This is a genomic window from Thioclava sp. IC9 (assembly GCF_002213225.1).
In the GTDB taxonomy this organism is placed as follows: domain Bacteria; phylum Pseudomonadota; class Alphaproteobacteria; order Rhodobacterales; family Rhodobacteraceae; genus Thioclava; species Thioclava nitratireducens.
Window position 1 is genome coordinate 1,078,250 of the sequence record NZ_NBNX01000001.1, and the last position, 11,935, is coordinate 1,090,184.

The 11,935-nt window shown below is 63.9% G+C and carries 11 protein-coding genes; 1 reads left to right on the forward strand and 10 read right to left on the reverse strand.

The genetic code is table 11. The features are described 5' to 3' along the window. Nucleotides 1-39 precede the first annotated feature (39 nt). The 7 genes from B6V76_RS04970 to B6V76_RS05000 all read right to left on the reverse strand — a co-directional run bounded on the left by B6V76_RS04970 (nt 40) and on the right by B6V76_RS05000 (nt 6,499). Nucleotides 40-390, reverse strand: a complete 351-nt coding sequence (locus tag B6V76_RS04970) for an H-type lectin domain-containing protein (protein WP_088718888.1) — start codon at nt 388-390, stop codon at nt 40-42. 106 nt (nt 391-496) lie between these two features. Continuing rightward, complete coding sequence (locus B6V76_RS04975; protein WP_088718889.1) at nt 497-898, reverse strand: F0F1 ATP synthase subunit epsilon; 402 nt, start codon at nt 896-898, stop codon at nt 497-499. Between the two features lie 9 nt (nt 899-907). After that, on the reverse strand, nt 908-2,326 hold the full coding sequence (gene atpD, locus B6V76_RS04980; protein WP_075774504.1) for a F0F1 ATP synthase subunit beta: 1,419 nt from the start codon (nt 2,324-2,326) through the stop codon (nt 908-910). Between the two features lie 21 nt (nt 2,327-2,347). Then, the gene (locus tag B6V76_RS04985) at nt 2,348-3,226 is read right to left on the reverse strand and encodes a F0F1 ATP synthase subunit gamma (protein WP_075774503.1); all 879 of its coding nucleotides are present in this window, start codon (nt 3,224-3,226) and stop codon (nt 2,348-2,350) included. Nucleotides 3,227-3,247: 21 nt separating this feature from the next. Further along, nucleotides 3,248-4,777 (reverse strand): F0F1 ATP synthase subunit alpha, encoded by a 1,530-nt coding sequence (atpA, locus tag B6V76_RS04990; protein ID WP_075774502.1) that lies wholly within the window; start codon nt 4,775-4,777, stop codon nt 3,248-3,250. Continuing rightward, nucleotides 4,778-5,338: a F0F1 ATP synthase subunit delta gene (locus B6V76_RS04995; RefSeq protein WP_075774730.1), complete on the reverse strand. Its 561-nt coding sequence runs from the start codon at nt 5,336-5,338 to the stop codon at nt 4,778-4,780. A 402-nt stretch (nt 5,339-5,740) separates the two neighbouring features. Further along, the gene (locus tag B6V76_RS05000) at nt 5,741-6,499 is read right to left on the reverse strand and encodes a methyltransferase domain-containing protein (RefSeq protein ID WP_075774501.1); all 759 of its coding nucleotides are present in this window, start codon (nt 6,497-6,499) and stop codon (nt 5,741-5,743) included. Between the two features lie 62 nt (nt 6,500-6,561). Between B6V76_RS05000 and gloB the strand changes: the two genes are divergently transcribed. After that, nucleotides 6,562-7,332 (forward strand): hydroxyacylglutathione hydrolase, encoded by a 771-nt coding sequence (gene gloB, locus B6V76_RS05005; RefSeq protein WP_075774500.1) that lies wholly within the window; start codon nt 6,562-6,564, stop codon nt 7,330-7,332. A 3-nt stretch (nt 7,333-7,335) separates the two neighbouring features. On the opposite strand, the gene B6V76_RS05010 is transcribed toward gloB, so the two are convergent. The 3 genes from B6V76_RS05010 to B6V76_RS05020 form a co-directional block, all read right to left on the reverse strand. Continuing rightward, nucleotides 7,336-7,968, reverse strand: coding sequence for a LysE family translocator (locus tag B6V76_RS05010; RefSeq protein WP_088726804.1), 633 nt, complete (start codon nt 7,966-7,968; stop codon nt 7,336-7,338). Nucleotides 7,969-8,030: 62 nt separating this feature from the next. After that, nucleotides 8,031-9,788 carry a tetratricopeptide repeat-containing sulfotransferase family protein gene (locus B6V76_RS05015; RefSeq protein ID WP_088726805.1) on the reverse strand — a complete coding sequence of 586 codons (1,758 nt, stop codon included), beginning with the start codon at nt 9,786-9,788 and terminating at the stop codon, nt 8,031-8,033. 175 nt (nt 9,789-9,963) lie between these two features. After that, entirely contained in the window at nt 9,964-11,757 is a 1,794-nt protein-coding gene (locus B6V76_RS05020; protein ID WP_166504542.1) for a sulfotransferase, read from the reverse strand. Nucleotides 11,758-11,935 lie beyond the last annotated feature (178 nt).

Below are 11,935 nucleotides of genomic sequence, written 5' to 3' on the forward strand. Positions count from 1 at the left end.
GATCGGCGGGGCGTTTTTCATCGGCCTTATCGACGCGGCTCAGTCGATATCCCAATCATCTTCATGCGAGACCCCGCCCAACGCCAGCCAGTCGGCACGCACACGTGCCACGCGGCTGTCCCCCCAGGTGCGAAAGACGATCACGAAGCCCTCGGGCGTGACGCCGTCGCTCGAGATATCCATCCGCGAATTGTGCTTGCTGTCCACGTCCCACATCGACAGGGAGACCTGCACCATCGGGGTCGCGCGGAACGGCTGGGGAAAGGCGACCTTCTTGCGCAACTCGCGCGGGCCCTCGCCCGTCCACATGGCGCCGCCATCCTGAAAATCGGAGAACAGCACGAGCGAGCCGCGTTGCATTCCCAGACGGTGGCTTTCGATCGTGATCATCGCGAGAGGGCCTTTCCCTTTCAACCTGAGGCAGAGCTTACCCGAACTGCAGGCAATAAAAAGCCCCGGAAAAACCGGGGCTTCCTAAATCTTATCGCGAAAGCTCTCAGCCCAGCATATGCGAGCCGAGGGCCTCCATGTCGGCCAGAAGCTTCGCGGTCATGTCGGCCACCGAAGGATGCGCCTCGTCATGGACGCGACGGGCTTCCTCGATGAGGCGCTCGTGCACTTCCTTGGTGAACTCTTCCGCAGGCAGCGAACGTTCGGCCAGAACCGTGATCCCCTCGGGGGTGATCTCGGCGAAGCCACCCGTCACCGCGTAGCTCTGGGTTGCCGACCGCGTCACCATGGTCAGCTTTCCCGGACGCAGCGTGGTCAGCATCGGGGCGTGGCCCGGCATGACCGTGAGGTCACCATCCGCGCCGGGCACCATGACCTCGACCGCCGCCTCTTCCGAGGCCAGCTTGCGCTCGGGCGCAACGAGATCGAATTGCATCGTGTCGGCCATAATGCCTCCTTACGCCGCAGCGGCGAGTTTCTCGGCTTTCGCTTTCACGTCCTCGATGCCGCCAACCATGTAGAAGGCCGCTTCGGGCAGGTGATCGTATTCGCCTGCAACAACCGCCTTGAACGACGCGATGGTGTCTTCGAGCGGAACCTGAACGCCGTCCGAACCGGTGAACACTTTCGCAACGTCGAAGGGCTGCGAGAGGAAACGCTGGATCTTACGGGCACGTGCCACGGTCAGCTTATCCTCTTCGGACAGTTCGTCCATGCCGAGGATGGCGATGATGTCCTGCAGAGCCTTGTAGCGCTGAAGGATCTCCTGCACCTGACGCGCGACCTTGTAGTGCTCTTCGCCGACGATGCCCGGATCGAGGATACGCGAGGACGAGTCCAGCGGGTCCACGGCCGGGTAGATGCCGAGTTCCGAGATCGCACGCGACAGAACGGTCGTGGCGTCAAGGTGGGCGAAGGTGGTCGCCGGGGCCGGGTCGGTAAGGTCGTCAGCCGGAACATAGACGGCCTGGATCGAGGTGATCGAGCCGGCTTTGGTCGAGGTGATGCGTTCCTGCATCGCGCCCATGTCGGTGGCCAGCGTCGGCTGGTAGCCCACTGCCGAGGGGATGCGGCCCAGAAGTGCCGACACCTCGGAACCCGCCTGCGTGAAGCGGAAGATGTTGTCCACGAAGAACAGAACGTCGGTACCCGACTGGTCGCGGAACTGCTCTGCCAGGGTCAGACCGGTCAGAGCGACGCGCGCACGCGCACCCGGAGGCTCGTTCATCTGGCCGTAGACCAGTGCCACCTGCGAGCTCGACAGATCGTCGGGCTTGATGACGTTGGATTCGATCATCTCGTGATAGAGGTCGTTCCCTTCACGGGTCCGCTCGCCCACACCAGCGAACACGGAGTAACCCGAGTGCACCTTCGCGATGTTGTTGATCAGCTCCATGATCAGAACGGTCTTGCCGACGCCAGCGCCGCCGAACAGGCCGATCTTACCGCCCTTGGAGTAAGGCGCGAGCAGGTCGATGACCTTGATGCCGGTCACGAGGATTTCCGAGGACGTCGCCTGAGCTTCGAAGTTCGGCGCGGGCTGGTGGATGGCACGGGTTTCTTCCGCTTCCACGGGCCCCTTCTCGTCCACGGGCTCACCGATCACGTTCAGGATGCGACCGAGCGTGGCATTGCCGACCGGCACCGAGATCGGCTTGCCGGTGTTCTTCACTTCGGCGCCGCGCACGAGGCCTTCGGTCGCGTCCATCGCGATGGTGCGCACCGAGTTTTCGCCGAGGTGCTGAGCCACTTCGAGAACGAGGCGCTTGCCGTTGTTCTCGGTTTCCAGCGCGTTGAGGATCGCAGGCAGCTCGCCGTCGAACTGCACGTCGACGACGGCGCCGATGACCTGGGTCACTTTACCATTGCTTGCCATGTCTGTTTTTCTCCGGTTCCGTCAGAGCGCCTCGGCGCCCGAAATGATTTCGATGAGTTCCTTGGTGATCGCGGCCTGGCGCGTGCGGTTGTATTCGATCGTCAGCTTGTCGATCATTTCGCCCGCATTGCGCGTCGCAGCGTCCATCGCGGACATCCGCGCACCTTGTTCCGAGGCACCGTTCTCCAGCAGAGCCGTGAAGATCTGCGTCGCGACCCCACGCGGCAGCAGGTCGGTGAGGATCTGCGTCTCGCTGGGTTCGTAGTCGTAATTCACGCTCGGCGTTTCTTCGCCCTCTTCCGGTTCGTAGGAAGCGGGGATGATCTGCTTCGCGGTCGGGCGTTGCGCGATCACGCTCTCGAAGAGCGAGAAGAAGATCGTCGCAACGTCGAACTCGCCCTTGTCGAAGCGGCCGATCAGGTCGCGGGCGATCTTCTGCGCGTCGTCATAGCTCAGGCGCTTGACGTCGCTCAGATCGACATGGCCGATGAAGTACTGACCGTATTCACGGCGCAGCGCATCGCGGCCTTTCTTGCCGACGGTGATGATCTTCACCTCTTTGCCCTCGGCCAGCAGCTTGTCAGCCGTCTGGCGCGCGAGCTTCGCAATATTGGCGTTGAAGCCACCGCACAGGCCGCGTTCGGCGGTCATGACCACCAGAAGCTGCACCCGGTCCGAACCGGTCCCCGAGAGCAGGCGCGGCGCATTGTCCGATCCCTGCACCGAGGCCGCGAGCCCGGCCATCACGGAGTGCATCCGCTCGGCATAGGGGCGCGCAGCCTCCGCCGCCTCTTGGGCGCGGCGGAGTTTCGCGGCGGCGACCATTTGCATCGCCTTGGTGATCTTCCGCGTGTTCTTGACGCTTCCGATCCGGTTTTTGAGGTCCTTAAGGCTGGGCATGTCCCTGTCCTTTCAGGCCAATCACGCGTAGGTCTTGGCGAATTCGTCGATAGCGGCTTTCAGCTTGTCGGCCGCGTCACCCTTGATCTTCGGATCCTCGTTCGTCAGCCAGTCGAGGATGTCCTTGCGCGAGTTGCGCAGGTAATCCAGCAGACCCTGTTCGAACTTGCCAACCTCGGACACCGGGATGTTATCGAGATAGCCGTTGGTCCCGGCGAAGATGACCGCAACGATTTCCGCGTTGGTGAGCGGCGAATACTGCGGCTGCTTCATCAGCTCGGTAAGGCGCGCACCACGGTTCAGCAGCTTCTGGGTTGCGGCGTCGAGATCCGAGCCGAACTGAGCGAAGGCCGCCATTTCGCGATACTGTGCGAGTTCCAGCTTAACCGGGCCTGCAACGGTCTTCATCGAGTTCGTCTGAGCCGACGAGCCGACGCGCGACACCGACAGACCGGTGTTCACTGCGGGACGGATACCTTGGTAGAACAGTTCCGTCTCGAGGAAGATCTGACCGTCGGTGATCGAGATCACGTTGGTCGGGATGAAGGCCGACACGTCGCCGCCCTGGGTTTCGATGACCGGCAGAGCGGTCAGCGAACCGGCGCCGAAGTCTTCGTTCAGCTTCGCCGAACGCTCCAGCAGGCGGGAGTGCAGGTAGAACACGTCGCCCGGGTAAGCTTCGCGGCCCGGCGGACGACGCAGCAGCAGCGACATCTGACGATAAGCGACAGCCTGCTTCGAGAGGTCATCATAGATGATCAGCGCGTGCATGCCGTTGTCGCGGAAATATTCCGCCATCGCAGTCGCGGTGTAGGGCGCGAGGTACTGCATCGGCGCGGGGTCCGACGCGGTCGCGGCGATCACGGTGGTGTATTCGATCGCACCGGTCTCTTCGAGCTTCTTCACCAGCTGCGCCACGGTCGAGCGCTTCTGGCCGATCGCGACGTAGAAGCAGTGCAGCTTGTTGCTGGGATCGGCGTCGTTATACGACTTCTGGTTCAGAATGGTGTCGAGCGCGATTGCGGTCTTGCCGGTCTGACGGTCGCCGATGATCAGCTCGCGCTGGCCACGGCCGATCGGGATCATAGCGTCAACCGACTTGAGGCCGGTCGCCATCGGCTCGTGAACCGATTTACGCGGGATGATGCCCGGGGCTTTCACGTCGGCGACGCGACGCTCTTTCGCTTCGATGGCGCCTTTGCCGTCGAGCGCGTTGCCGAGACCGTCGACCACGCGGCCGAGCAGCGCTTCACCGACCGGCACGTCCACGATGGAGTTCGTGCGCTTGACGGTGTCGCCTTCTTTGATGTCCTGGTCCGAACCGAAGATCACGACGCCGACGTTGTCGGTTTCGAGGTTCAGTGCCATCCCGCGGATACCACCGGGGAATTCAACCATCTCGCCGGCCTGGACGTTGTCGAGCCCGTAGACGCGCGCGATACCGTCGCCAACCGACAGCACGCGACCGACTTCGGCCACTTGGGCGTCCTGCCCGAAATTCTTGATCTGCTCCTTGAGGATCGCAGAAATCTCAGCTGCTTGGATGCCCATTTATCCGACCTCTTTCATGGCGTTCTTGAGAGAAGCGAGCTTCGAACGGATCGACGTGTCGACCATCCGCGAGCCCAGCTTTACGATCATGCCACCGATGAGGCTTTCATCGACGGCGGTGTTCAGTTTGACGGTCTTGCCCGTCTGGTTCTTCAGCACTTCGGCGAGTTTCTTGGCCTGCGCGGCGCTGAGCTCGTTGGCCGAGGTGACATCGGCGGTCACTTCGCCCTTCTCGTCCGCGATCAGGTCCGACAGCGCCTTGAGAAGCTGCGGCAGCACGAAGAGGCGACGCTTGGCACCCATCAGCTGCAGGCCATTAGACATCGGGTCCGACAGACCCATTTTCCCCGCCAGAGCGCCAATCGCGGCTGCCTGCTGGTCGCGCGTGTAGACCGGCGATGCGATCACCTCACGCAGCTCGGCAGAGCCCGCCAGCGCCTCCGACAGCGCGGAGACATCAGCTTCGAGCGCGGCGAGGGCATTTTCTTCGCGCGAGAGTTCAAAAATGGCCAGCGCATAGCGGCCGGCGATGCTTGCGGAAATCGAAGCTGGTTCGGACACGTCCACCCTTCCGATGCTTTTTTGCCCCGACCCGGAACAGGCCTTGGGGCGCTCCCCCGGCGCGCTTGAGACATGCCCTCCGCGCCGCTTATCGGGGAGGTCACTAGCAGAGCAATCCCCCCCTCGCAACCGTCTTGAGCACGAGAATGTGAGCAGAAGCCCCCCAATATGCCCTTCGTCGCGGGAAGGTGACAGGAAGAGGAGGATTTTGTGGGCGCTAACAGGAATTTGGAGCGCTCGGTCACGGATCGCTGTGCGGAAGTGATTCACCTCAATGCGCGTTGGTTGTCGGATAATTATTCCGCATCTGCGTCGGGGGACCGAGAGTTGCGCCCCGGGGCGGTACTCGAACCTGAGTGTTGCGCGGCGACGTTCTGCCGCGCGCGAGGCGTTAACTCTGGCTCAAACCGGGTCCGTCGCCGGCTTCACCGCCCCTTCGAGAATCGAAAGCGGCTTGCGCACGCGCGCGCCCAGACCTGAATCGCGGCGCGCATGGACTTGCTTGGAGACCTCGAGCATCACCACCCCGGCGGCCAGCACGCCGGCGGCCTTGGTACCCACGCGTTCCCACATAGCGGCCGAGCGCAGCCAGAAGCGGCGATGGCTCGGCGGGATATAGAGCGCACCGGTATGACGTTCGGGCACGAAGCCGGAACGGCGCGCGAGCTGGTCGAGCTGCCCCAGAGTGTAGGGCTTGCCGAAGCCGAAGGGCGTGGCTTCGCGCGGCGCCCAGAGCCCGGCCCGGTTCGGAACGATGAACATCGCCCTGCCCCCCGGGCCCAGCACCCGCCAGCATTCCTGCATCAGGGCCTCGGAATTGTCCGAGGTCTCCAGCCCATGCATCACGATCAGCCGATCCACCCGGCCCGTCTCCAGCGGCCAGCGCGCCTCGTCGCACAGGACAGAGACATTGGGCATGCCCGCTGGCCACGGCATCACGCCCTGCTCTGCCGGCATCAAGCCGATCACCCGGCGCGCGGGCTCCAGGTAAGGACGCAGCAGCGGCACCGCGAAGCCGTAGCCCGCCACCGTGAGCCCCGCCATCTGCGGCCCCGTCGCGGGCCACATCGAAACAACCCGGTCCCGGATTGCCCGCTGCGCCGCGCGGCCTAGCTGCGTCCGGTAGTAGAAATTCCGCAGGTCGAGTACGTCGAGATGCATTGCGCCTTTCGCTTCCTTCGGCTTAGCTATGTTCCAAGATAATCAAAGCGGTAGAAAACACCATGGCCGTTGAGCTTCTCATCATTCCCTGCCTCTCCGACAACTATGCCTATGTCGTGCATGAGGCGGCGACGGACACAACCACCGTGATCGACGTTCCAGAAGCGCCTCCGATCCTGAAGGCGCTGAACGAACGGGGCTGGAAAGCGAATCTCATCCTGCTGACACATCACCACGCCGATCACATCGACGGCGTTCAGGCGTTGTCGGCGGCGACGGGGGCGAAAATCGTCGGTGCCAAGGCGGATGCGCATCGCCTGCCCAAGCTCGATCAGGAGGTCTCGCCGGGCGAGAAACTCGCGATCGGGATGGAGCATGTCGAAATTCTTGCCGCTGACGGCCACACGGTCGGCCATATCGCATATTACTTCCCCGAAGGCGGCCTGCTGTTCTCCGGCGACAGCCTGATGAGCTGGGGCTGCGGAAGGCTCTTCGAAGGCTCGGCGCAACAGATGTTCGACACGCTGAGCCGGTTCTGCGAACTGCCCGACGATACACTGGTCTGTTCGGGGCACGAATATACCGAGGCGAACGGTCGCTTTGCGCTCTCGATCGAGCCGGAGAATCCGAACCTTCTTGCGCGGATGGAAGATGTTCGCGCCACCCGCGCCCAGTCCCGGCCCACGGTTCCGGTCGAACTGGCACTCGAGAAGACCACCAACCCGTTCCTGCGCGGCACCGATCCGCAACTGCGCGACGCGCTCGGCCTGCCCGAGAGCGCGTCACCCGTCGAGGTTTTCACCGAAGCCCGCGCCCGCAAGGACCGGTTCTGAACCTCACCGCCGCGCATCGCGCAACACGCTCAGCGCCAACGCGGCGAGCACCGTCCCCATCGCCCAGCATTGCACCCGCATCCAGAGCGGGCGCGTCGCGAGGAACCGGGCCATTGCGCCTGCGCCGATCACGATGGCGACATTCACGCTCACCGAGATCACGATCTGCACCGCGCCAAGCGCCAGAGATTGCGCCAGCACCGATCCGGCTGCGGGGTCGATGAATTGCGGCAGCAGCGACAGATACATCACCGCGATCTTGGAATTGAGCAGGTTGGTGACGAACCCCATCAAGAACAGCTTGCGCGGCCCGTCGACCGGCAACTCGCGCGTCTCGAAGGCAGAGCGCCCGCCCGGTCGCACGGCCTGCCATGCCAGCCAGAACAGATAGAGCGCCCCGGCAATCCGCAGCGCGTCATAGGCATAAGGCACGGCAAGAACGACTGCGGTGATCCCGAAGGCCGCACAAAGCATGTAGAAGACGAACCCCAATGCCACCCCGCCCAGCGAGATGAGCCCCGCGCGCCGCCCTTGGCAGATCGTGCGTGAGACGAGATAGATCATGTTCGGGCCGGGGCTCAGAACCATCGCAAGCGCCACGGCACCGAAAGCGAGCATATGTGAGAGTTCGGGCATGGCGGGACTTTCCTATGGGTGCGGTCAGCTTAGCGAGCCTTCCTCACGCCACAAGCCCGCGCTTAGTCTAGCTTCGCGAAAGCGGCCTCCAGATAGGGCGCATATTTCTCCCATGCCTGCGAACTGCCCTTGTAGATGGGCTTGCGCACCTGCGTGTCCGATGTCGTCGCGACCGTGCGGGCGTTGTCCTGCGGGCGCAGGCAGGCGTCTTCCCAGCGCAGCCCGAGCGCATCGATCAGCGCGCGGCTGCGCGCCTCGGGGGCTTCCGTCAGCGCCTCGTAGTCGCAATCGACGACCGCCCCGGGCTGCACCGCCCAATGCGCCATCAGATCGCGATAGAGCCCGTGATAGGCCACGAGATCGTCCAGATCATGTGCGTAGCCATTGCCCCTGCTGGAAAAGAAGTTGCGATAGATCGACCAGAGCGTCGCGCGCGGATCGCGATGGACATGCACGATTAATGCGCGCGGAAACAGCGCCCGGATCGCTCCGATCCAGCGGAAATTGAGCGGCATCTTGTCGGTCACGAACGGCTTGCCATCGGCCAGTCTGGTGAGCGTCTCGTAATAGGCGGAACGTATCCGCCCCGCCTCCCGGCTAAGCGCCTCCGGGTCGCTCCAGTCGAGCGCACTCATCTCGCGATCGAGCGTGGCGATCTCATCTCCGGGCGCGACCTGACTGTGCTGGGTGACGATCTGCTCGACCAGCGTCGTGCCCGAGCGCGGAAGGCCCAGCAGGAAGATCGGCACCGGTGCGGCCTTGTCGGTCTCTGTCTCAGGGATTGGCGGATGGGGCGCGGCAAAACGCTTGCGCAGCTGCGCAAAGAGCTTGAGATCCTGCGCGATGTCATAGCCCAGTTCAGCCTTGCGCCGCGCATTGGCCGACTGCCAGAGCGCGAAGGCCCGCTCCGTCCCGCCCACGTCGTGCATCGCCTTGGCGAGCGCGAATTCGAGCAGCATCAGGTCATGCTCGGAATGCGCCTCCGCCGCGACCTGCGCCTCGAGTTGCGAAAGCAGTGGATCGTCCGGCGCGAAGCGATGCAGGCGAGAGAGATTCCACCACGCCTCGGCATAGCTCGGATCGGCCCCGAGCGCCGCCTCGAACCGCGTCCGTGCCCCGGCGATGTCGCCTTCGGCGAGTAGAATGTTGCCAAAGTTGTTCAACGCGAAGACATGGCGCGGGTCGGGCGACCGCGCTTGTGCGGCCCCAGACATCGCATCGCCAGTGAGCTTATCGTCCGCTACGGCCTCCAGCGCCGCCTCGAACCGTTTGCGCGCCTCGGTCTCGCGGCCAAGCGCGAGGAAGGCATTGCCCTGATTGTTCAGCGCCACGGGGTCACCCGGGCGCAGCGCCAATACGCGGTCGAACGACGCGATCGCGTCTTCATGGCGCCCCAGCTCCATCAGTTCATTGCCCAGGTTGCCGTGGGTGTCGGCGTGATCGGGCCGCAGGGAGATCAGGCGGCGATAGGTCTCGGCTGCAGCGTCGTGATCGCCCAGCCCCCCCTCCCCCGCAGCTTTTAATTCGAGCAAGAGGATGGCCTCCGGATACTCTGTCAGCGCCCGTTTCGTCTGCTGGACGAGCTCGCGGTTGCGCCCCGTCTGCATCAACCCCATCAACTGCTGCAGCAGCGCGCGCGGCGGCCCCGCGGCCGGTTTCCCCTTGCTGACCTGCGCGAGCGCTTCTAGCCCCGCCTTGGCGCGCTTGTTGCCCGGAAAACGGCCGAGCACGTCACGGTAAAGCGCCTCGGCCTGCCGGTATTCCCCGCGCTTGGCATGGCCACGTGCGGCGAGCAGCATCTTGTCAACGGACCCGGCCATCGGCTCTCCTTCGCGAAATCGACCCGACCATAGCGAGCCGCCGCGCGATGACAAGCACGGCAGCAGCGCCACCGGGAGGGGCGCCGACAAGCGGGAACGAAGACCGTCCGAGAACGGAACGCTAAGCGAAATGCGCCCGGAGAGGAGCGGGCGCAGTTAGGCCGAAGACCGAACATCAGTCGAGCTTCGCGAATGCCGCCTCCAGATACGGGGCGTATTTCTCCCACGCCTGAGAACTGCCCTTGTAGATCGGTTTGACCACCTGATCGCGCGATGCGGTGCGGGCGATGCGCTTGTTGTCCTGCGGGCGAAGGCAAGCCTCGTCGAAGGGCAATTCGAGATAGTCGAGCAGCGCGCGAATTTCGGTCTCCGGATTTTCCACCAGACGCTCGTAGTTCAGGTCATAAATCGTCTCGGCGAAGAGCGATTTCCAATGCGCCATCAGGTCCTGATGCAACGCCCGATAAGCCACCAGATCGTCGAGGCTATGCGCGTAGGCGTTGCCATCGGAGCCGAAATTCAACCGATAGATCGACCAGATCACCGCGCGCGGGTCGCGCTGAAGATGGATGATCTTTGCCTTGGGGAACAGCGCCCGGATCGCCCCGACCCAGCGGAAGTTGAGCGGCATCTTGTCGGTCACGAAAGGCGCGCCTTTGGCGTGCGCGCGCAGAACCTCGCGATATTCGGCGCGGATCTCCTCTGCCTTCGCGCGGAAGTCCTCTGGATTCGACCAGTCGATTTGGGACAATGGGCTGCCGAGTTCGATCAACTCGCCGCCCGGCGCGACCATCGGATGGGCGCTCACGATCTGTTCGCTCAGTGTCGTGCCGGAGCGCGGCAGGCCGACGATGAAGATCGGCTCCGGGCCATCTTGCGCGGCGTCGGGAATGGCTGCAGGCACGGCCGGGAAGGCCTGCTCGATCTGCGCGAACAGAGTCTCGTCCTGTTCGATCGTGTAGCCCAGCAGCTCTTTGCGACGCGCATTGCCGCGTGCATAGAAAGCGAAGGATTTGTCGGTGTCGCCGATATCCTCATAGGCTTTGCCCAGGGCGAATTCGTATCGGACCCGTTCCCTCTCCGAATGATGCGGTGCCTCAAGCAGACCTTCGAGACGTGCGACGAGAGGATCGCCTTCGGAAATACGCGTCGCCATAATCAGCGACGCCAGCGCTTCGACATGGTCTGGATTGATTGCGAGCGCACGCTTGTAATAGTCGATCGCACCCGGCTTGTCGCCGAGTTCGCGTCGCACGTCGCCCATCGTCGTCAAGGCGCGGAAATTGTCGGGCAACTTCGCAAGAACTGCCAACAGATGAGGCTCGGCCTCTTGCGCTTTATGGCTCAGGACGAGCGCGTTGGCGAGGTTCAGCTGTGCCTCGACAAAATCGGGCGCAGCCTCATGGGCGGCGCGATACATCTCGAGCGCCTCGCTTTGCTCGCCCGCGCGGCGCTTGGCGTTACCGATATTGTTGAGCGCAACCGGGTCGCCTGGGCGCAATTCCAGAACGCGCTCGAATTCGACCACCGCTTCGTCGTCGCGATTCAGCGCCATCAACTCGTTGCCGTAGCTGCCGTGGGCATCGGGGGCGTCGGGAAACATACCTACCAGTTCGCGATAGAGCGCCGCGGCCCCCTCGTGATCGCCCAGGGTCGAGAGCGCCGCGGCCCGCACTTCCATCGCGGCGGGGGCGCGCGGGAATTGCTTGAGGACACGGGCGGCGACTTCGGCGGCCTCGCGATCGCGGCCCGCTTTCTTCAAGCCGAAGAGCTGGTCGATCACCGGGCGCGGCGGGTTCACCGGGCGGCTCGCGCGCGATTGCGCGATCTCGGCCAGCCCGGCCTGCGCGCGCTTGTTGCCGGGAAATCGCGCGAGAACCTCGCGATAGAGCGCCTCGGCCTCCGCGAAAGCTCCGCTTTTTGCATGGGTCTTCGCCGCGCGCAGCGTCTTGTCTATCGGTCCGGCCATCGCGCTCTCCCCGTTTTTCGTCCTGCCTGAGAATTCGCGCCCGACCATAGACGCGCCGCGCCTGATGGCAAGATGCCAGACGGGCTTCGGGGAGCGTTTAGCCCTGAGATGGCGTTCCCACCGCCCGGCCTCTCGCCGCCCCCGCGCTTGCATCCGCGCGTGGCAGGCGCGATACCTG

What these genes read in the sequence shown, in the direction of transcription:
- B6V76_RS04970 (WP_088718888.1), bottom strand. Translation starts at nt 390, where the DNA reads ATGATCACGATCGAAAGCCACCGTCTGGGAATGCAACGCGGCTCGCTC.
- B6V76_RS04975 (WP_088718889.1), bottom strand. Translation starts at nt 898, where the DNA reads ATGGCCGACACGATGCAATTCGATCTCGTTGCGCCCGAGCGCAAGCTG.
- atpD (WP_075774504.1), bottom strand. Translation starts at nt 2,326, where the DNA reads ATGGCAAGCAATGGTAAAGTGACCCAGGTCATCGGCGCCGTCGTCGAC.
- B6V76_RS04985 (WP_075774503.1), bottom strand. Translation starts at nt 3,226, where the DNA reads ATGCCCAGCCTTAAGGACCTCAAAAACCGGATCGGAAGCGTCAAGAAC.
- atpA (WP_075774502.1), bottom strand. Translation starts at nt 4,777, where the DNA reads ATGGGCATCCAAGCAGCTGAGATTTCTGCGATCCTCAAGGAGCAGATC.
- B6V76_RS05000 (WP_075774501.1), bottom strand. Translation starts at nt 6,499, where the DNA reads ATGCATCTCGACGTACTCGACCTGCGGAATTTCTACTACCGGACGCAG.
- gloB (WP_075774500.1), top strand. Translation starts at nt 6,562, where the DNA reads ATGGCCGTTGAGCTTCTCATCATTCCCTGCCTCTCCGACAACTATGCC.
- B6V76_RS05010 (WP_088726804.1), bottom strand. Translation starts at nt 7,968, where the DNA reads ATGCCCGAACTCTCACATATGCTCGCTTTCGGTGCCGTGGCGCTTGCG.
- B6V76_RS05015 (WP_088726805.1), bottom strand. Translation starts at nt 9,788, where the DNA reads ATGGCCGGGTCCGTTGACAAGATGCTGCTCGCCGCACGTGGCCATGCC.
- B6V76_RS05020 (WP_166504542.1), bottom strand. Translation starts at nt 11,757, where the DNA reads ATGGCCGGACCGATAGACAAGACGCTGCGCGCGGCGAAGACCCATGCA.